This is a genomic window from Shinella sp. SUS2, from assembly GCF_001262505.1.
Classification (GTDB): Bacteria; Pseudomonadota; Alphaproteobacteria; order Rhizobiales; family Rhizobiaceae; genus Shinella.
Window position 1 is genome coordinate 1 of the sequence record NZ_KQ410765.1, and the last position, 18,747, is coordinate 18,747.

Annotated in this window: 18 protein-coding genes and 2 pseudogenes; 11 read left to right on the forward strand and 9 right to left on the reverse strand. The window is 60.7% G+C overall.

Translation table 11 applies throughout. The annotated features are described in order from the left end of the window. Positions 1–133 precede the first annotated feature (133 nt). Together istB and istA are read right to left on the reverse strand one after the other, a co-directional pair. Positions 134–892: an IS21-like element helper ATPase IstB gene (gene istB, locus AKG11_RS31290; RefSeq protein ID WP_050746801.1), complete on the reverse strand. Its 759-nt coding sequence runs from the start codon at positions 890–892 to the stop codon at positions 134–136. Further along, positions 889–2,385 carry an IS21 family transposase gene (istA, locus tag AKG11_RS31295; RefSeq protein WP_050746815.1) on the reverse strand — a complete coding sequence of 499 codons (1,497 nt, stop codon included), beginning with the start codon at positions 2,383–2,385 and terminating at the stop codon, positions 889–891. The genes istB and istA overlap by 4 nt, the downstream gene beginning before the upstream one ends. A gap of 320 nt (positions 2,386–2,705) precedes the next feature. Here istA and AKG11_RS31300 point away from each other — a divergent pair, with 320 nt between their 5' ends. After that, positions 2,706–3,161: a hypothetical protein gene (locus tag AKG11_RS31300; protein WP_082342880.1), complete on the forward strand. Its 456-nt coding sequence runs from the start codon at positions 2,706–2,708 to the stop codon at positions 3,159–3,161. 152 nt (positions 3,162–3,313) lie between these two features. Here the strand turns inward: AKG11_RS31300 and AKG11_RS31305 are convergent, their stop codons facing one another. The 4 genes from AKG11_RS31305 to AKG11_RS31320 form a co-directional block, all read right to left on the reverse strand. Beyond that, positions 3,314–3,574, reverse strand: a complete 261-nt coding sequence (locus AKG11_RS31305; RefSeq protein WP_050746802.1) for a hypothetical protein — start codon at positions 3,572–3,574, stop codon at positions 3,314–3,316. Between the two features lie 48 nt (positions 3,575–3,622). Beyond that, positions 3,623–3,946, reverse strand: a complete 324-nt coding sequence (locus tag AKG11_RS31310) for an addiction module antidote protein (protein ID WP_050746803.1) — start codon at positions 3,944–3,946, stop codon at positions 3,623–3,625. 5 nt (positions 3,947–3,951) lie between these two features. Beyond that, a complete protein-coding gene (locus AKG11_RS31315; protein ID WP_050746804.1) occupies positions 3,952–4,248 on the reverse strand; it encodes a type II toxin-antitoxin system RelE/ParE family toxin in 297 nt (98 codons plus the stop codon). A gap of 740 nt (positions 4,249–4,988) precedes the next feature. Then, a complete protein-coding gene (locus tag AKG11_RS31320) occupies positions 4,989–5,393 on the reverse strand; it encodes a replication protein RepA (protein WP_050746805.1) in 405 nt (134 codons plus the stop codon). Positions 5,394–5,583: 190 nt separating this feature from the next. Here AKG11_RS31320 and AKG11_RS31325 point away from each other — a divergent pair, with 190 nt between their 5' ends. The 4 genes from AKG11_RS31325 to AKG11_RS31340 all read left to right on the forward strand — a co-directional run bounded on the left by AKG11_RS31325 (position 5,584) and on the right by AKG11_RS31340 (position 8,366). Next, a complete protein-coding gene (locus tag AKG11_RS31325) occupies positions 5,584–6,141 on the forward strand; it encodes a recombinase family protein (protein ID WP_050746806.1) in 558 nt (185 codons plus the stop codon). A 247-nt stretch (positions 6,142–6,388) separates the two neighbouring features. Further along, entirely contained in the window at positions 6,389–7,078 is a 690-nt protein-coding gene (locus AKG11_RS31330; protein WP_082342886.1) for an AAA family ATPase, read from the forward strand. Next, positions 7,041–7,313 carry a ribbon-helix-helix domain-containing protein gene (locus AKG11_RS31335; protein ID WP_050746808.1) on the forward strand — a complete coding sequence of 91 codons (273 nt, stop codon included), beginning with the start codon at positions 7,041–7,043 and terminating at the stop codon, positions 7,311–7,313. Before AKG11_RS31330 ends, AKG11_RS31335 begins: the two co-directional genes overlap by 38 nt. Positions 7,314–7,649: 336 nt before the next feature. After that, positions 7,650–8,366 carry a hypothetical protein gene (locus AKG11_RS31340; protein WP_050746809.1) on the forward strand — a complete coding sequence of 239 codons (717 nt, stop codon included), beginning with the start codon at positions 7,650–7,652 and terminating at the stop codon, positions 8,364–8,366. Between the two features lie 484 nt (positions 8,367–8,850). Here the strand turns inward: AKG11_RS31340 and AKG11_RS31345 are convergent, their stop codons facing one another. From AKG11_RS31345 to AKG11_RS31355, 3 genes are read right to left on the reverse strand one after another with little or no spacing between them, the layout of a single operon-like run. Next, positions 8,851–9,291: a hypothetical protein gene (locus AKG11_RS31345; RefSeq protein ID WP_050746810.1), complete on the reverse strand. Its 441-nt coding sequence runs from the start codon at positions 9,289–9,291 to the stop codon at positions 8,851–8,853. A gap of 2 nt (positions 9,292–9,293) precedes the next feature. Then, entirely contained in the window at positions 9,294–9,968 is a 675-nt protein-coding gene (locus tag AKG11_RS31350; protein ID WP_156334189.1) for a hypothetical protein, read from the reverse strand. Beyond that, positions 9,934–11,640: a type IV secretory system conjugative DNA transfer family protein gene (locus tag AKG11_RS31355; protein WP_157255855.1), complete on the reverse strand. Its 1,707-nt coding sequence runs from the start codon at positions 11,638–11,640 to the stop codon at positions 9,934–9,936. Before AKG11_RS31355 ends, AKG11_RS31350 begins: the two co-directional genes overlap by 35 nt. A 342-nt stretch (positions 11,641–11,982) precedes the next feature. On the opposite strand from AKG11_RS31355, the gene AKG11_RS35245 reads away from it, so the two are divergent. The 6 genes and pseudogenes from AKG11_RS35245 (at position 11,983) to AKG11_RS35745 (ending at position 18,641) form a co-directional block, all read left to right on the forward strand. Further along, positions 11,983–12,339, forward strand: coding sequence for a plasmid mobilization protein (locus AKG11_RS35245; protein WP_157255856.1), 357 nt, complete (start codon positions 11,983–11,985; stop codon positions 12,337–12,339). Continuing rightward, on the forward strand, positions 12,311–13,645 hold the full coding sequence (locus AKG11_RS31365; RefSeq protein WP_050746814.1) for a relaxase/mobilization nuclease domain-containing protein: 1,335 nt from the start codon (positions 12,311–12,313) through the stop codon (positions 13,643–13,645). The genes AKG11_RS35245 and AKG11_RS31365 overlap by 29 nt, the downstream gene beginning before the upstream one ends. Before the next feature lie 91 nt (positions 13,646–13,736). Further along, positions 13,737–16,979 (forward strand): annotated as a pseudogene (locus AKG11_RS31370) (DEAD/DEAH box helicase family protein); the annotation flags it as partial. Between the two features lie 443 nt (positions 16,980–17,422). Next, positions 17,423–17,491, forward strand: a pseudogene (locus tag AKG11_RS34015) (QacE family quaternary ammonium compound efflux SMR transporter); the annotation flags it as partial. Continuing rightward, positions 17,485–18,324 (forward strand): sulfonamide-resistant dihydropteroate synthase Sul1, encoded by an 840-nt coding sequence (gene sul1 / locus AKG11_RS31375; RefSeq protein ID WP_000259031.1) that lies wholly within the window; start codon positions 17,485–17,487, stop codon positions 18,322–18,324. The pseudogene AKG11_RS34015 and the gene sul1, both read left to right, overlap by 7 nt. Before the next feature lie 194 nt (positions 18,325–18,518). Further along, on the forward strand, positions 18,519–18,641 hold the full coding sequence (locus AKG11_RS35745; RefSeq protein ID WP_256364431.1) for a hypothetical protein: 123 nt from the start codon (positions 18,519–18,521) through the stop codon (positions 18,639–18,641). The last annotated feature ends 106 nt before the right edge of the window (positions 18,642–18,747 follow it).

Consider the following 18,747-nt stretch of genomic DNA (forward strand, 5'->3'; position numbering starts at 1 on the left):
TGTCAACGGCGGAGTAAAAACCGGCCACGGGGCGGAGCAACAGTCGGCCACGGTGGCGCCGGCCTGAGACCGCCGGGAGGGCGTAGCCCGAGCGGGGGTCTCAGGCCGGCGCGGCGATTTTTTGTTGGAAGTTTCAGCCGGCCTTTCGGGCGCGGCTTTGGGCGAGACGATAGCTGTCGCCGTTCATCTCAAGGATGTTGACGTGGTGGGTGATGCGATCGAGCAGCGCGCCGGTCAGGCGCTCAGATCCCAGGGTTTCCGTCCATTCGTCAAACGGAAGATTGCTGGTGATCAGGGTGGCTGCGCGCTCGTAGCGTTGCGAGATCAGCTCGAACAGCAATTCCGCGCCAGTTTTGGATAGTGGCACAAACCCCAGTTCGTCGATGATCAGCAGTTTGTAGGCGGCCATCTGCTTCTGGAACCGGAGCAGACGCCGCTCGTCTCGGGCCTCCATCATCTCGCTAACCAGGGCCGCCGCTGTGGTGAAGCCGACGGACAAGCCCTTCTGGCAGGCGGCCAGGCCGAGGCCGAGCGCGACGTGCGTCTTGCCGGTTCCGCTGGGGCCGAGAGCGATGACGTTCTCACGGCGCTCGATCCATTCGCAGCGCGCCAGTTCCAGCACCTGCATCTTGTTGAGCTTGGGTATGGCGGAGAAGTCGAAGCTATCCAGGCTTTTGACGACCGGGAATTTGGCCGCCTTGATCCGGCGTTCTACCTTGCGGCGATCCCGCTCGATCGTCTCCCGCTCGGCAAGCCGGAAGAGGTATCCGACATGATCGACGCCTTCGGTGGCGCAGAGCCGGGCCAGCTTCTGGTGCTCGCGCTGGAAGGTCGGCAGCTTGAGGGTTTTGAGATAATGGGCAAGCAGGATGTCGGGTGCTTCGGTGCTCATGCCGCTTCACCCGCATCAGACGACAGGAGACGCATATACGCCTTCGCCGATGTCTTCTCGACCGTCGCTCTTGGCAGGTAGGGATAGATCGTCAGGTCCAACCGCGGTGGCCGGCGCTCGACCCGGCACAGGATCAGATGTTTGACCGCATCGAAGCCGATCGCGCCGAGCTGAATGGCCTGCTTAACGGCCGCATGCAGGTCCGCAAGGTCGAAACTCTCCAGAAGACGGAGAACTTGCACGTATTCCCGCCGCCCATGCTTGGCCATGCGGCCTTCCATCAGCCGGCGCAGCGTCGCGAACTCCTCCGGCAGATCCCAGCCCTGCAACGGAGCTGCTTGATCCAGCGAGTTGATCTTCTGCTCGATCAGCGGCAGGTAATGGACGGGATCGAAGACGACATCTTCGCGTTCCCAGCACCGCGGATGACGGGCAATGATCTCGCCGCGGCAGCCGATCACCACTTTGTCGACATAGCCCCGGACCCAGACGTCCTGATGGCCATACGCGACCGGGACGGAATAGTCGTTGGTCTTGTAGCGCACCAGCGACTGGGCAGTCACAATAGCGCTGGCCTGATCGCACGCATCGAAGGGTGACGCCGGCAAGGAGCGCATGGCCGCGAGATCCCGCTGCAATCGTTCCCCGATTGTCTCGCTCTCGCCGCGCAGCTTGTCGCTCTGGCGCTTTCGGCACTGCTCTTCCAGAAAGGCGTTGAACGCATCCCATGTTGGAAACTGCGGGATCGGCACCATGAAGTTACGTCGGGCATAGCCGACAAGCCCTTCGACATTCCCTTTGTCGTTGCCCTTCCCAGGACGGCCATAGCGATCCCGGATCAGGTAGTGGGACAGGAAGCCACTGAACAGCGCTGCCCGTTTGCGCGTGCCGTCGGGGAGGATCTTCGCGACAAGGCAGCGGTCGTTGTCGTAGACAATCGACTTCGGCACGGCCCCGAAAAAGACAAATGCATGGATGTGACCATCGACCCAGGCTTCGGCCACGGCCGCCGGATAGGCCCGCACATAGCAGCCGTCACTATGCGGTAAATCCAGCACAAAGAAGCGCGCCTTCTGTTCCACTCCGCCGATGACCACCATCGCCTCGCCAAAGTCGGCCTGCGCATGGCCCGGCGGATGCGACAGCGGCACGAATACCTCCTGTCGGCGCTGATCTCGCTCGCGCATATAATCCTTGATGATCGTGTAGCCGCCGGTAAACCCGCACTCATCGCGCAGGCGGTCGAATACCCGCTTGGCTGTGTGGCGCTGCTTGCGCGGCACCTTCAGATCTTCGTCGAGCCAATGCTCGATCGTCGACACAAACGCATCCAGCTTCGGCCGCCGGATCGGTGATCGCCGCTGATAGCCAGGTGGCGTCGAATAGGCCAACATCTTGGCTACGCTGTCGCGCGATATGTTGAAATGCTTTGCTGCCTGACGTTGCGTCATCCCTTCGGAAACAGCCAGGCGAACTCTCAAATAAAGTTCCACGGTGTAGATCCCCTGTCCCTCCTGCATTCATGGCAGAAAGGAAATAGGTGGCCGGTTTTTACTCCGCCCGCGGCTGGACTATTCCGCCGCTACCGTGGCCGACTTTTCCACCGCCGCTCTCANAGGTGGCCGGTTTTTACTCCGCCCGCGGCTGGACTATTCCGCCGCTACCGTGGCCGACTTTTCCACCGCCGCTCTCACATCAATCTTACCGGAGAATATCGTTGGCCAAAGCCTTAGCGTAGGATTTCGCCCTCTCCCGCAAACGACCCCTTCTCGTGGGTTCTGCCCTCGCCGGTTGCGCCTCGGTGCGGCCTACCATGTCCTACGTCGCGCCGGAGGTCACGGCGAACGATGCAAGGGTGCTTGCAGCCGATGCAGCGGAACACCTTGCGCAGCCTCTGCCGCCCGCCCGCACGACTATCGTTCTCGATCCACCCGCCTCCCGGCAAGATGACGTGATGACCCCGGCGATGGTCGAGCGGTTGCGGGCAACCGGCTATGGTGTGGTCGAGGCCCCGCGCAATCCGGGCAAGGACGCGCCGCCGGTCGAGGGCGTTCCGCTCCGCTATTTGGTGTCGCCTCTGCAAGCGGGCGTCCTGATGCGGTTGCAGTATCAGGGCGTGGAAGCGGCGCGCTTCTATCCGGCGCGATCTCGGCACCTTCACGCCGCCCGTTCGCGCGGCGTTTTTTTCGTCCGAGTTCTCCCAACAACAGCAACGCCAAATGCCAACATGCAAGGTCGCCGTCCCCGCGATCCTGCTCCCATTTCTTGACCGCATCCGGCGAACGGTAGACGAGCGCGGCTAGGTCGTTCTGTGTAAGGCCGTGGCGCTCGCGCAAGCGCCGCCAGTCGTCGCCGGTCGGGCGCGCTAGGACAGGGCGACGGGTCGGGTGAGGATCAGTCATCAATGCGCCTCGGCATCGGTCATTCGCGGTCCTCGCCCTCCTGCCGATACAGGTCCGCAACTGACTGCGTGACGGTCACGATCCGGGGCGGATATAGCGCCATCATCTTGCGGGCGGACTCGGTCATCACGTCCTCGGGTGACGCTGGCTTTCGCGGCTCTGCCGATCCCGTCACCAGCACGTGCGACGGGCCGTGGTCTGATACGCCGATGGCATAGCGGCCTTTCAAGCTCGGGTCGCGGCGGACAAGCTGCCGGAGGAAATCGGTTTGGTTCTTCATGTCTCGGTCCTCGTTCGGTGGGAGCCGTTGAAAGGGAGGGCAGGGGGGTTAAACCCCTGCCCCTGCTACTGGTGCGGGTCCGCCCGCGTGCGCCGGTTTGAAAGCGAGCCGCAGGCCAAGCGCCTGGGCGACTTTCAGCACCGTTGCGAGGCTCGGGTTGCCATCGCCGGAAAGGGCCTTGTCCAGCCCTTGGCGGCTCATTCCTACGTCGCGGGCAAGCTGGCTAAGGTTGCGGGCACGGGCCACGTCGCCGAGCGCCGCCGCGATCAGCGCCGGGTCGCCGTCCTCCATCACGGCATCGAGATAGGCCGCAATGTCGTCCTCGGTCTTGAGATAGTCCGCCGTATCGTAGCGGCTGAATTTGACTTCCATCGTCGTCACTCCTTCCACTGCGCTGCAATGGTCTTGGCTAGGGCAATATCCCGGTCCTGACTGCTCTTGTCGCCACCACAAAGCAGCACCACCACTAAGGGGCCGCGCCGCATGAAATAGACGCGATAGCCGGGGCCGTGGTCGATCCTCATTTCCGACAAGCCTTCGCCTACCGGCTTCACGTCGCCGGGGTTGCCAAGGCTCAAGCGGCGAATGCGCGCCTCGATCCTCGCGCGGGCCTGCCGGTCTCTAAGGCCGACAAGCCAGCGGTCGAAAAGGTCGGTTTTGATAAGCTCGATCATGTGCCAATTATAGTTGCTATTCGGGCAGGTGTCAACCGAAGTTGATAGGAAAAAGTAGCACCAAAAGGGGAGCGGGCGGCGAGGCTGGGCGCATGAAAACTTGCCTTTAGTTTCCTAAAGTTGCCCTCATTATATCATAGTTGCGCTAAATTGCCATAAGTTGCCTAATCGCTGACGGCTCCAAACCTTCCTTTTGGTGTCTGAATCGTCTTTCGGACCGCCGCTGTCCACAGCGGTGGGCCGCCAATATCTTGTATAGATTATATTAATTGAAAAAGAAGTGTCTTGGGGGAGCGGCGAGCGCGCCGAATTTGCTTTCCAAAACAGTGACTTACGGCGCTTTCTGGCGCTCATGGCGTTAGCGATTACACGCGCCAAGCGTTAGCGATTACACGTGGATAAGTCGGCGGTTTCGGTCCAAACCCCCGGAAAATGGGGCTTTCCGGGCCGTTAGCGATTACACGTGGATAACTCCGCAGGTTCACAGGCTTTTCCACAGTCCCGGCGCTCGATCTGCTGCCCTCTCTGGTCTTTGGATTGTGCAATCCAAAACCATGCCAAAAAGCACGGGCGGCAGGCTGGGGGGAGGGACGGCGATAGGAAGGCCCCGCCGTGGCCCGTGGCGGGCCGCTGGGCGCTTTTCTCGTTTGGTGCAGGGGGTAACTAGGGGGTGCGCGCCTTGCGCGCTCCACGGCGCTCCTATGGCTTAGGCCGGTGCGCCGGATCGGGGCCGGGGAGGATCAGAGAAGGCGCGGCATCGCGTCCGGGCCGGGCAGGTGCAATTGGCAGGGGGTGAGCATCAGGTGCGTGCCCTCGTCCTTCACGTGGCCGTGCGCCTCGGGATAGAACAGCAACACCTCGCGCAGCCGCTTGCGGAACTGGAAGCGGAAGGCGCGCAGCCCTTCCGGGGTGTCGGCGTAGTTGGCCCCTAGCTGCTTCATGAGGCCGACCCACGGCACGCGGGCGGCCCTCTTGCCGCTCGCGCGCAGGACGAACATGCGGTAGGTCAGCCACGTGTAAATATCCATCGCCATCGGCGATTTGCTAAGGGCGTGATAGACGCGCAAATCGACCGGCACGGGGTGCGCCTTCAGGTCGCAGGTATCGGAGCCAGAAGCGGCTTTTCGGTCAACATGACAAAGCATTTACCTGACCTTCAAGCAATGGATAATCACGGTAAGCCTGCGAACCATGGAAATCGTGCGCAGCCTTCCGAAGCTGGATATTGATTGAGGGAGCCATCACCGGCGCATAAATCAAGATTTATGCACCGCTTTTCCGACCCAGCAATTCCAATGGCTTGCATGGTGCAAAAGTCAGGTGCAGAATCGTTGCATGATTGGCTATGCCCGCGTCAGCACTTCCGGCCAGACCCTTGCCGCCCAGATCGAGCAGCTTAAGGCCGCAGGCTGTACGACCATCTTTCAGGAAACGGCATCGGGAGCGCGGGCGGATCGTCCCCAGCTCAAGAGGGCCGTTGCCGCCCTGCCCTACGATGGTGTGTTGATTGTGACGCGGCTAGACCGCCTTGCCCGCAGCACTCGCGATTTGCTCAACGTGGTGGATCAGATCGAGCAGGCAGGCGGACATTTTAAGTCTATAGCCGAGGCGTGGGCTGACACGACAACGCCAGCCGGAAAGCTCATGCTGACTGTTCTAGGGGGGCTGGCCGAGTTCGAGCGCTCTTTGATTAAGGAGCGCACCACCGAAGGCCGCGCCCGCGCTGTGAAGGCTGGAAAGCGGCTAGGCCGCCGTCCCCTTCTCACCCCTACGCAGCAGGCCGAGGCGCAGCGTATGGCGGGAGAGGAAAAGAGCCATGCGGAAATTGGTCAGGTGTTGAGAGTTTCGCGCTCGACTATTTCGAGGTTCTTGGCAAAGGCGCAAGCTGGATAATTTTCAATTATGGAACCGATTTTATAGACGTTCCGAAATACTCGCAAAGTCTTTGAACGCCTGCCTACCATGGCAGGCGTTTTCTATTTGCCCCTAGCAATATTGCTAGGGGTTTATGGTGCGGTGCAGCACGGGCCGTTACTTGACGGATTCCGCGAATCCCCTCACCCTGTTTGCATTCCTGCATGTTAACATGTCGGGTGCGCGTAACGCTTCGTTAACCCTTACATTCCTACATGTTAACACTATGAAGATTCTCGCTGTCATATCGCAAAAAGGCGGGGCTGGTAAAACCACCCTCGCAACGGCGCTTGCCGTGGCCGCACAGCAGGAGGGTCGAGAAGTCGCCTTGTTCGACCTTGACCCGCAGGCGAGCGCCTGCTTTTGGGGCGACCGGCGCGGAGCTAATAACGGCGGCATTGAAGCGCCGCCCGTTCGGGCCGTGAATTGGAACCGGCTGCGTTTCGACCTTGAGAAAATAAACGGCGCGGGCAAAGCCACCGGCCTAATCGTGATCGACTGCCCGCCGCAGCAGCGCGATATTGCCGCCGAGGCCATCCGCTTTGCGGATATGGTGCTGATACCGACGCGCCCCGAAGTGATCGACCTTCACGCGACCGCCGAAACAATCCGCACCGTGCAGCAGCAGGGCAAGGCCGCGCATGTTGTCCTGTCGGCCTGCCCGATTTCGGGGCCGGAGATCGAGGAAACAGAAAATTGGATAACCGGCAGCATGAGCGCGGAGCTTGTGCCGGTGCGGATTCATCAACGTAAAGCCTATTCGCGAGCAATGGCCGCAGGGCTTACAGCGCAGGAGTTTGAGCCGGACGGGAAAGCCGCCGCTGAAATTAAACAACTCTACATGTTCACATGTAGGCATTTATTTGGAGTGCAGAAAAATGGCAAAGCAAAGCAAGCAGTTTCTCGGCGCGCTTGATAGCATTTCGGCGGGCAACAAGCCTACGCCGGTTTCGGAGCCGGCGCAGGCGAAGCCAGCGGGCCGCTATTATGCACCCTCACGGCAGGGCAAGCAGCTTGTGGGCGGACATTTGCCGCCGCAGTACAAGCGCACCCTGAAAATGCTTTCGGCGGAAACCGGCAAATCCCAGGAGGAGCTTTTGCGGGGCGCGCTCGACATGCTTTTCACGGCGCAGCGGATCGAGTTGCGCTAGTCCTGCATGTGGGCATGTCAACAAGCCTACATGTGGGGATTTTTCAGTTTTGGCGATTGAGGCCGACTCTGGCACCATAGCCGCACAAATTCCGCCGATTCTGGCGGGACTTACAAGGAGGGCGAAAGCCTAGAAACACAAAAACCCGCCAAGGGCGGGCTTCTGATAACCGGCGAGCCGGGAAGAAAATCGTGTCTGTGGTAAGCTCGATTTTCCCCGAAACGCCGCGAGATTGCAAGAGGATTCTTGCCACGGCGGAGCTTTGCCTTTTTTCAGGCTTTGCGCGCGCCGTGAGCGGCCAGCCCTTCGGCGGTTCAACCGAACCGAAGGAGCATCATGTTTCAAGCTATCGGGGATATTGCGGGCCACCCCACCCGCGCAGAGCGCCGGACTTATCAGCCGGTGCGCCGCAATTCGCGCGCGGCGGGCCGTGAAGGCGTTTTCTGGCGTCCTGTGACGCGCAAAGAGATTGAAGCCATCATTCTGGCCGCCGAGAAGCTGGAGCTTGCCACGAAGCGCGCAGGGCGCGGGAGGGGCCATCGCAATGGCGCGCTTGGCGCGGTTGCCATCGAGATTTTGCGTCTGTTTCAAAACGTGGTCGATTTCCGCACCGGCAGGCTAGACCCGTCCATTGATTACCTCATGGACAAGCTGCAACGCTCGCGCGGGGCCATCGTGGCCGCGTTGAAGGCGCTACGCGATCACGGTTTTCTTGACTGGCTGCGCCGCTATGTGCCGACCGGCGGGCAGGGCGCGCGCGGGCCACAGGTGCAGCAGACCAGCAACGCCTACCGGCTCACCTTGCCGCAGCGGGCAAAGGCCATGCTTGGCAGGTATTTCCAGCCCACGCCGGTTCCCGACGATCACAGCCACCGGCAAGAACAGCAGGCGGCGCAGATTGAGGCGCACCGTGCAGGACTTACGGAGCTTGAGAGAACCATGCTCGACGTTGACCCCGACGATGGAGTCGGCGCGGCGTTGATCCGCATGGCACAGGCCCGCGCAGCAAGGAAAGAACGTGAGTCTACAATGCAGACTGAATCCCTAATCTAGTTTTATTTCTTATACGGAAACGGGCTAACGCCCGTTACACTAGCGGAGCAGGGGCCTTTAAGTTCGCTTCGCTCACGGCCCCCGCATGTCTTTTTTCCGTCCGACCAAAAAAGCCTGCCATGGCACCCCGCGCAGTCAACGGCTTCGCCGTCCTTCGCTTCGCTCCGGCCCTTCGGGTGACGGCGCGCGCCTTACATGGCCCTGCGAGGCTATCGGGACGGGGAACATCAAGGCCGCGCTTCGCGCGGGTTCGAGGCTGGCCTGCGGCCCGCATCGAACAGGGAACAGCCGAAAGATTTAAGAGGATAACGACCGGCGACAGCGCAGGCCGACAGATCGAGGAATTGCTTTCCGAGGAAAGCAGCGGCCGAGATCGAGCCTCAACCGGCAAGCCCGCAGCAGGCGGATTTTTCTATACTGGTGAATAGATCGACGTATCGGAGATCGGAGGCCGCGCCACAGGTTCGAGCGGCCGACGCGGTGCCTATTCGCCATCGTCGGTTTCTTCCCCTTCATCACTGACAGCGCCGCCCTTGCTGGCTCTTTTTTGCCGCCGCGCGCGATCCTCTAGCGCGGTTTCGATGGCCCCGCGCATATCGCGCATTGCGCGCGCGGTGCCAGTGATCGACCAGCCCCGTTGCCCTGTCAGTTTGGAATAGATGGTGAGCGTTGCGACGTTCCAGCCGGCGAACAGGCCGGCCGCGCCGATCAGTACGAAGGCGGCAATCTCATGCCCATAGAGCAGATCGCCGAACGTCAGGCCAAAGGCGATCATGCCGCCGCACAGGCCGAGTGCGGCAAAAAACAGCTTGCGCGTAAAATCCACGCTTTCGAGCGTGGCGAGCTGAATCGAGCGCGAGCGCGCCTTGACAAATTCGCCCGTCACTTCAAGCGGGCCGTTTTTGTAATATCGCTTGCCGATCATAGTCACACCACCGGAACCGTGCCGCACTGATCGAAGACCCTGCCGGCTTCCAGATCGGCAATGCCGGCGGGCTTGTAGAGCCGCACCGTGGACGTGAACAAAGCCAGATCGAGCTTATCGGACATACCGGCCGCGACGTTGCAGCCGCAAAAACCGGCCGCGTCGGTGTATCTCTGGTTTCTGCGCAGCTCGGCAATCTCGGTACGGCGCGCGGCGTCGTATTCCGCGCGCGCCTGCCCCAATCCCTGATTGATCGCTTGATTCACCGGCCCGCTGCTCCACTGGCTCAACGTGTCGCCGTGCTTTTGAATGAAACGCTGCCCTTCCGCGCCGTACATGCCGAGGATGCCGCCGAGGATGCCGCCGCCGCCCGAATATTGCTGCTGCAATTCACGGCGCGTTTTGTCGGCGCGTTCCAGCCATGCCGCATCGGCTGCCGCAAACTTTTCCGCGAGCGCCGTGCGGCCGGCCTCGACCGAGGCGAGGCAGGCGGGCGTGTAGTATTTTTCCGCGAGGCGCGGGCCGATCACGTTCGGCGCAAGCACGAGGTAATTGACCCCGAACCAGAGCAGCAGCCCGCCGATCAGCGGAGCGAGCGCATCCACGGGGAAGAAATCACGCCAATCGAACATGCAGGCAGCCTCACTTTCGGTAGGGGTTAGGATCGACCAGATCACGCCATTTTTTCCGCGTGAAATACGGAACCAGCTTTGCGCGGATCGGGAAGCGCAGGCCGGTACGAATGATAATCTGGTGCCATTGTTTTAGGCCGCGTACTTCATCGGGCCGGATCAGCGGCAGGCCCACGTCGCCGGTCGAGCCGGTGCTGGACGGGTTGGACACGGAGCGCGTGCCGGCCAGCTCGGATACGAGCTTTTGCACTTCGGATTCATCGACCGCGAAAAACTGCTTTGTGTTACATAGCCCCATCAGTTCTTTCATGCCCTCGCTGCCGTAGAGTTCCGGCCCCGCCATGGCGGCATAGGTTTGCGTGAACAGCCATGTCCGCAGGCCCACCTTGCGAAATTGCGCCATGTGCGCGCGCAGATCGGGCAGGAAGCCGAGCGAGGGCGCTTCATCAATCAGCATCGTCACCGGCCGGCGCGGCCCCGGCTGACCGATTGCCATGCCGAACACGCCGATCAGCGTGTTCAGCCATGGAAGGGCGACCGCCAGCATCGAGGGCGGCACGAGAATGAACACCGTGACCTTTTCGGTTTTCAGGCGGGAGGCGTCGAAACCATCCTTGGCGACATGCTCGCCGAGCGGCGTTGACGGGGCGTACCGTTTGGTAGCAAGTGCGGCCTTGGAGATGACGCCGGCCCATTGCGCATGAATCTTGGTGAGAGCGGCAAAGCGCGTGGCATCGTCCTGCAAGGCCGGGTGGCCTTCATCTTCGATCCATTCGAGGCGCTGCGCGATGTTTTCCGGCGTATCGCGCACGACGCGGTAGAGGAACGCCAGATTATGCAGATCGGGCGCATCATAGAGCTTGATCGAGGCGATCATGAGCGCGAGAAATTCCGCGCCTTCATCATTCCAGTAGGAGCCGCTTTCGCGGCGATCACCGACCATCAGCAGGCGGGCGAGCGCGTTTGTGTCGGTGATGAAATTCGGGCTTTTCGGATCGAGGACGGAGAGCGGATTGAACCCGTCATCGGGATAGGCGACGCCCGTATCCTTCTCAAACACCGAGGCGAACGGATTTAGAAAGACGACCGGGCCGATTTGCGCGCGCCGGCGCGCGGTCATCGCCGCCAGTTCGCCGGACGGATCGGTGACGATCACCGCCCCTTCCGTCAGCTCGCACAGCGTCGGGATGACGAGGCCGGAGGATTTGCCGCCGCCGGTGCCGCCGATGGTCATGATATGCCCCTCGCCGCTATGGTAGAGATCGACGCCGCGCGCGCGGCCGAGGAACAGCCCGCCCGGTTGCGTCAGGCCCGCGCGGCGCAGATCGCGCAGGCGCGCCCACCTTGCCTTGCCGAACACGCGCCCGCCGAACAGGCGGCGCAGCCAATAGGCATGGCGCAGCGGCCACCAGATCAGGCCGCGCAGCCGCAGGGCGGAGAGCGCGACCAACCCCCAGCCGATCCATGGGCGCCACGCGCGCAGCACGGCATTGATGTCGTATTTTTCACCGAAGGCGATGAAGTCGCCGAACAGGAATTGAAAGATCGGCCCGCCCGTTGACCACGGCACAGGCACGACGCCGGCAATCCAAAGCCCGATCAAGATTAGGATTATGGTGCCGATCATAGCATCGGCCCCGTTATAGTTGTTTGCGAGAAAGCAAAATCCCCCGTACCGCCCGGCCAGATTAGCCGGCCGGGAGGGGCGGTCAAGCATCCGAGGAGGCGCGCAGCGTGCCGCTATGGTTGAGGTTCGCCCTATGGAGCCGAGCCGAAAGGCGGGCGATTGGCGATCCTCAACCATAGCTCTTGTGGCGTGTGGCACCCGTGGAAGCGCCGAGAGACAGCGGCACGCGTGGAGCTTAAGACGGCCGGGCTTTGCGCGCGCTTTTGAGATTGATGACCCGGCCTGACCCATTGTGCTTAACAACCCCTTAACGCAACTCATGATAGGTTGTATGTTGAGGGTAGCCAGATGTGTATTTGTTATGACAAATACTCTGGCAAAAGGGGCACGTACACCCCCTTTGAACCCCCTGTAAAGGAGCAGCGGACGGCCGTGGCACGACCGAAAAAATCCCCTGATGAATTGCGCGACACCTATGTTCAGGTGCGCCTGACCGTGCGGGAGCGCGCGCAGCTCGAACAGCGCGCGGCCGCCTATGGCCTCACCCTGTCCGAATACATGCGCCGCACCGGCAACGGCCGGCCCCTGCCGGCTGGCGTTGCCGAGCAGCACAGCCGGGCTGTGCTGGCCACGGCGCTCTTGCGGCTGGGCGTCAATCTCAACCAGATTGCCCGCCACATGAACGCCGGCCGTTTCGCCCCGTCGTATCTGCCTCATCTGATCGAGGACATACGCGGCCACGTCGAAAGGCTTTCACGCGATGAACCCGGTCGAGATCGGCGCGGGTAAGTCCTTCAAGGGACTAGCCGCTTACATCCTGCACGATGTCGGCCAAGCCGAAACCGCCGAGCGCGTCGGTTGGGTGCAGTCGTACAATCTTGACGAGGCATCGCCTGATCGCGCGTGGCGGCTCATGGCGGCAACCGCCATGAGCGCCGACCAGCTTAAGGAAGCGGCCGGCATCAAGAAGGGCAAGCCGGCGAAGAACGTCGCCTATCATTTCTCGATCACGTTCAACCCGCAGGAGCAGGTGAGCGAGGACGTGCAGCGCGAGGCCGTCACGGGCGCATTGAAGGCGCTCGGCCTGGATCGTCACCAGGCCCTCGCTGCCAGCCATACCGACACGGATCACCAGCATGTGCATGTGATGGTGAACCTGATCGACCCTGAAAACGGATTTTCGGCCGCGTCGAAGCAGCCGGACGGGAGTCCGGCGCTTATGTCGAACACCAAGCGCAAGCTCTCGAAATGGGCGCAGGCGTTCGAGCGTGAGCATGGGTTGACCGTGACCGAGGGACGCTTGGCGAATGCCAACAAGCGCGCGGCCGGCGAAAAGGTAGACGCGCGGCGTAAGCCCCGGAACGTGTACGAGCGCGAAAAGCACGAAACGACCGACCGCCGCCGCGACTTCGTAAAGCGCCAGCACGACGACAAGGCCCGCGACCTTACCGCCGAGAGCCGCGATATGCATGAACGGCACCGCATTGAATGGGATGCGCTGAAAGCCGCCTATGGCAGCGAGAAAAGCGCCATGCACGGGCAGACCGGCAAGATGATCCGGCAGACTGTTGCCGACACCAAGGCGGAGTATAAGCCGGCATGGGGTACATTGTTCGCGCGTCACCGTGACGAGCTGCGCATATTTGAGCGCGGCGAGCGATCGGCGATCGGGCGCGTCTGGCACGCCGCCGCCGTGTTTCGCGATCGTGCGCTAGATGGCGACATGCTGGGCGGATTCGTAGCCGCGTTTTCCAAAGACGAGCGACGCGCCATCGTGCAGAAAAAACACGACCGCGAGCGCGAAAAGCTCGGCAAACAGATCCGCGCAGAAATCACGCAGCGGATTGAACAGATCCGCCGCGATCAGGCCGAGGCGCAAAAGCAGGCGCGCGCGCGGTTCCTGCTATCGTGTGAAAATCTGCGCGGAGATCAGCAGCAGGCCCGTGCCGCAATGCGCGAGCGTTGGCAGGAATACAATGCCGACCGGCGCATGGCACTGGTGACAGCGCAGAGCCGGCAGGCGCATATTGTGCGCGGTCAGAATATGGGAATGCAGCGAGGCCGGGGGCGCGGCATGAGCCTTGACCCGGATTGATTGTTAACAATTTGCTTTAGATACAAGAAAATAACCTTAAAACGTGCATTAATACACGTCTGAAAATCAAAATAATGCGGGCAGATAAGCAATGATAAGTAAATCAATTCACGATATTCTTGAATCCTATCGTGATGCTGCCCGCACGCAGCGCGACAAAGGCACCTATTTTGAGCGCCTTTCCATTGCCTATTTAAGCAATGACCCCGTTCAGATTGAGCAATACGAAGATGTAAAAACCTTCGGGGAATGGGCGGCTGAAAACGGTTGGAGCGGCAGCGATACCGGTATTGATCTTGTCGCCAAGCTCAAGAACGAGGACGGCTTTGCAGCCATCCAGTGCAAATTTTACGATGCCAATTACCGCATCCAGAAAAAAGACATCGACAGCTTTATCTCGGCGTCCGGTAAGGAGCCGTTCCGGCGACGCGTGGTGATGGACTCCACCGAAAAGCCGTGGAGCGAAAACGCCGAAACCATGCTGCGAGGCCAGCTAGTCCCTACCATCCGCATCGGTCTGACCGATTTGCAGGAAAGCCCGATCCAGTGGGACACCTTCGCCGCCAAGGGCGATGTGGTTTTAAGCGCCAAGAAAAAGCTGCGCCCCCACCAGCAAGATGCCTTGCGCGATGTGCGGGCAGGCTTGTCGGAGGCGGATCGCGGCAAGATGATTATGGCTTGCGGGACGGGTAAAACCTTCACCAGCCTCAAGATTGCCGAGGATTTGGTCGGGCCGGGCCGATTGGTGCTGTTTTTGGTGCCGTCTTTGGCGCTCATGGCGCAGACGGTGCGGGAATGGACCGGCGACACCGAAACCCCGTTGCGCTCTTTTGCCGTGTGTTCCGATACGCAAGTGGGCAAACGCCGCGTCGGTTCTGATGACGTGGCCGAGATTGACGTGCTGGACCTTGCTTTCCCGGCGACGACCGATGCCGCCAAGCTGGCCGAGGGCGTGGACCATGCCGAACCGGCTAAAATGACGGTGGTGTTTGCAACCTACCAATCCATTCAGGTTGTGGCGGATGCGCAAAAGCAGCACGGCCTGCCTGCCTTTGATCTGATTATCTGTGATGAAGCGCACCGGACCACAGGCGCAACCCTTGCCGGTGAGGACGATTCCAATTTCGTCAAAGTGCATGACAATGGCGTTATTCAAGGCAAAAAGCGACTCTATATGACCGCCACCCCCCGGATTTTCGGGGAGAATGTGCGTGTCCGGGCCGATGAAGCGGACGCCACGCTTGCCTCAATGGACGACGAGAAGCTGTTCGGAAAAACCCTGTTTTACCGGGGCTTTTCGTGGGCGGTGCAGAATGGCCTATTGAGCGATTACAAAGTCATCGTGCTAGCGATGGACGAGGGGCTGGTAAGCGGCGGCGTGCAAAAGCGTCTGGCCGATAGCGACAGCGAACTGGTGCTGGACGATGCCACCAAGATTCTCGGCTGTTACAAGGCCCTGACCAAAATCGACCTGAAACCCGATGTTGCAGCAGACCCCGCGCCGATGCGCCGGGCATTGGCTTTTTGCAAGGACATTAAAAGCTCAAAGCTCATTCAGGCGGAGTTTTCCGCCGTGGTGGACGAGTTTTTGGCAACGGATGCGCAGGACGAAGCCGAGGACCGGCTGCGTTGCCAGATCGAGCATGTGGACGGCACCTTTAACGCCAAGGAGCGCGGCAGGCTGCTAGAATGGCTCAAGGCCGATGCCAAGGGCAATACGTGCCGGATTTTGACCAATGCCCGCTGCCTGTCCGAAGGCGTGGACGTGCCGTCGCTCGACGCCATCATGTTCTTACACCCGCGCAAGAGCCAGATTGACGTGGTGCAGTCGGTGGGGCGCGTCATGCGCCGGGCCGAGGGCAAGCAGATGGGCTATGTCATCCTGCCGGTCGGCGTGCCTGCTGGCGTGTCGCCAGAGCAGGCCCTGAACGACAACGAGAAATATCGCGTTGTCTGGCAAATCCTGAACGCGCTGCGAGCACATGACGACCGCTTTGATGCCACCATCAACAAAGCCTCGCTTGGGCAGGATGTGAGCAATCATATCGAGATCGTCGGGATCACCGGCACGCGCGAGCCGAGCAGCGACGAGTTGCGGGCCGTGACCGCCGTGGTCGAGGATTTACCGGTACGTGCGCAACCTGCCCGCGCCGGGCTTGGTACGCCGGGCCGCGACCCGTTGCGCCCGTTGGAGGTGCAGGAAGAATTTGCCTTTGCCGTGGACGAGTTTTCTCGCGCGATCATGGCGAAGATCGTCAAGAAATGCGGCACCCGCGATTATTGGGAAGATTGGGCGACCAATATTGCCGAGATTGCCAAGAACCATATTAGCCGTCTCACCGGCATTCTGGCCGATCCAGATACCGAAGCGCGGCAGGCGTTTGACGCCTTTGTGGCCGAGCTGCGTGACGATTTGAACGACACCATCAGCGAAGGCGATGCGGTCGAAATGCTGGCGCAGCACATCATCACCCGCCCCGTGTTTCAGGTGTTGTTTGAAGGCCACCAGTTCACCCGCGAAAACCCCGTGTCCCGCGCCATGCAGCTTGTGCTGGACGTGCTGAACGAGGCCAATCTCGACAAGGAATCCAAAGACCTTGAAAGCTTTTACGCCAGTGTGAAATCGCGGGCGAGCGGCCTCACCGATCCGCAGGCCAAGCAGCGTTTGATTGTCGAGCTGTACGATAAGTTTTTCCGCCGTGCCTTCCCGCGCACCACGGAAAAGCTAGGCATCGTTTATACGCCGGTGGAGATCGTGGATTTTATCATCCATTCGGTCAACGAGGCGTTGCAGTCCGAGTTCGGGCAAACGCTTGGCTCCCCCGGTGTTCACATCATGGACCCGTTCACCGGCACCGGCACGTTTATCACGCGGCTTTTGCAATCGGGCCTGATTACGCCGGAGGAAATGGAGCACAAATTCCGGCATGAGATTCATGCCAATGAGATTGTGCTGCTGGCCTATTACATCGCGGCCATCAACATCGAGGCGACCTATCACGGCATCATGGGCGGCGAATATGTGCCGTTCGAGGGGATTTGTCTGACCGATACGTTCCAGCTTTACGAGCAGGAAAAAGACCTAATCAGCGACTTGATGATGGACAACAGCACGCGCCGCTCTCGCCAGAAAGAGCTGGATATTCGCGTCATTGTCGGCAATCCGCCCTATTCCGTTGGGCAGAAGAACGAAAACGACAATGCGGACAACATCATCTATCCCAAGCTGGATAGCCGCATTCGCAAGACATATGCGGCGAAGTCCAAAGCGACCCTCTCTAAAGGGCTGTACGATAGCTATATCAGGCCTCACCGCCCGGGCGATGCGCGGGTGGCCGTGGCTGTTTGTGGGCCACTGCGCCGACGCCCGGGTCTGGAAGTCCTGGGCGTTTGCGGACCGGCGCTATGGCCGATCACCGTTCGCCTATGCCGATCCAGTGATCCGTTACCTGACGCCCTGACGGCGGTCGCCTGTTCGTCGCTGGGTGTTGGATGCGTTGCCGCTGCGCCACGGTGAGTCTTCATTAACGCGACGCCTTTCATCATGAATCTCAAACAGTTGCGACGCTACTCTCGCGCGGGCTTTTTGCTACCAAATTGGCGTTTATGTTTGCCATAGTCGGCCGTTCATGCGACATTTCTTCATATAAGGTTGCCCGGAAGCCATTATCGGTTGCCGGGCTTTTCGACTCGAAGGACCGCATCATGACCAAGCCCATGCTCCAGCCGAGTCAGCTCGGTGAAACTTCCACGTGGAAGTCGCCAATGTGCCACGGCGTCATTGCTGCCTTTTTGCTCGCCCGATCCCCATCGTGGAAGTCGCTGCGGAGGCCGACGCCATGGTGACGGTGTTCGGCATTCTGAATCTCACCGAGGACTCCTTCTTCGATGAGAGCCGGCGGCTAGACCCCGCCGGCGCTGTCACCGCGGCGATCGAAATGCTGCGAGTCGGATCAGACGTCGTGGATGTCGGACCGGCCGCCAGCCATCCGGACGCGAGGCCTGTATCGCCGGCCGATGAGATCAGACGTATTGCGCCGCTCTTAGACGCCCTGTCCGATCAGATGCACCGTGTTTCAATCGACAGCTTCCAACCGGAAACCCAGCGCTATGCGCTCAAGCGCGGCGTGGGCTACCTGAACGATATCCAAGGATTTCCTGACCCTGCGCTCTATCCCGATATTGCTGAGGCGGACTGCAGGCTGGTGGTTATGCACTCAGCGCAGCGGGATGGCATCGCCACCCGCACCGGTCACCTTCGACCCGAAGACGCGCTCGACGAGATTGTGCGGTTCTTCGAGGCGCGGGTTTCCGCCTTGCGACGGAGCGGGGTCGCTGCCGACCGGCTCATCCTCGATCCGGGGATGGGATTTTTCTTGAGCCCCGCACCGGAAACATCGCTGCACGTGCTGTCGAACCTTCAAAAGCTGAAGTCGGCGTTGGGGCTTCCGCTATTGGTCTCGGTGTCGCGGAAATCCTTCTTGGGCGCCACCGTTGGCCTTCCTGTAAAGGATCTGGGTCCAGCGAGCCTTGCGGCGGAACTTCACGCGATCGGCAATGGCGCTGACTACGTCCGCACCCACGCGCCTGGAGATCTGCGAAGCGCAATCACCTTCTCGGAAACCCTCGCGAAATTTCGCAGTCGCGACGCCAGAGACCGAGGGTTAGATCATGCCTAGCATTCACCTTCCGGCCGCCCGCTAGCGGACCTGGTCAGGTTCCGCGAAGGTGGGCGCAGACATGCTGGGCTCGTCAGGATCAAACTGCACTATGAGGCGGCGGTTCATACCGCGCCAGCTTCGCCGGATCGGAAGCGCCTGCGCTCGTCTCGCTGGCGCGCGACGGCGGGCTGTTCTCGAAGCCGACGCAAGAGTTGGTCAACTATCGCGTCATCGGCGACCGCTACGTGGTCGATCAGGTGATTGACCGCGCGGCGCTGATTTCTGGCGTCGGCAGCAGCCAAGTGGAAGTCATCATTGAGCGGAGGGGGAACTAACCATGAAGCGCATAGCGATCTGCATTCTCGGGGTCGTTTGCGGGAGGGGGCGGAATCCTACGCTAAGGCTTTGGCCAGCGATATTCTCCGGTGAGATTGATGTGTT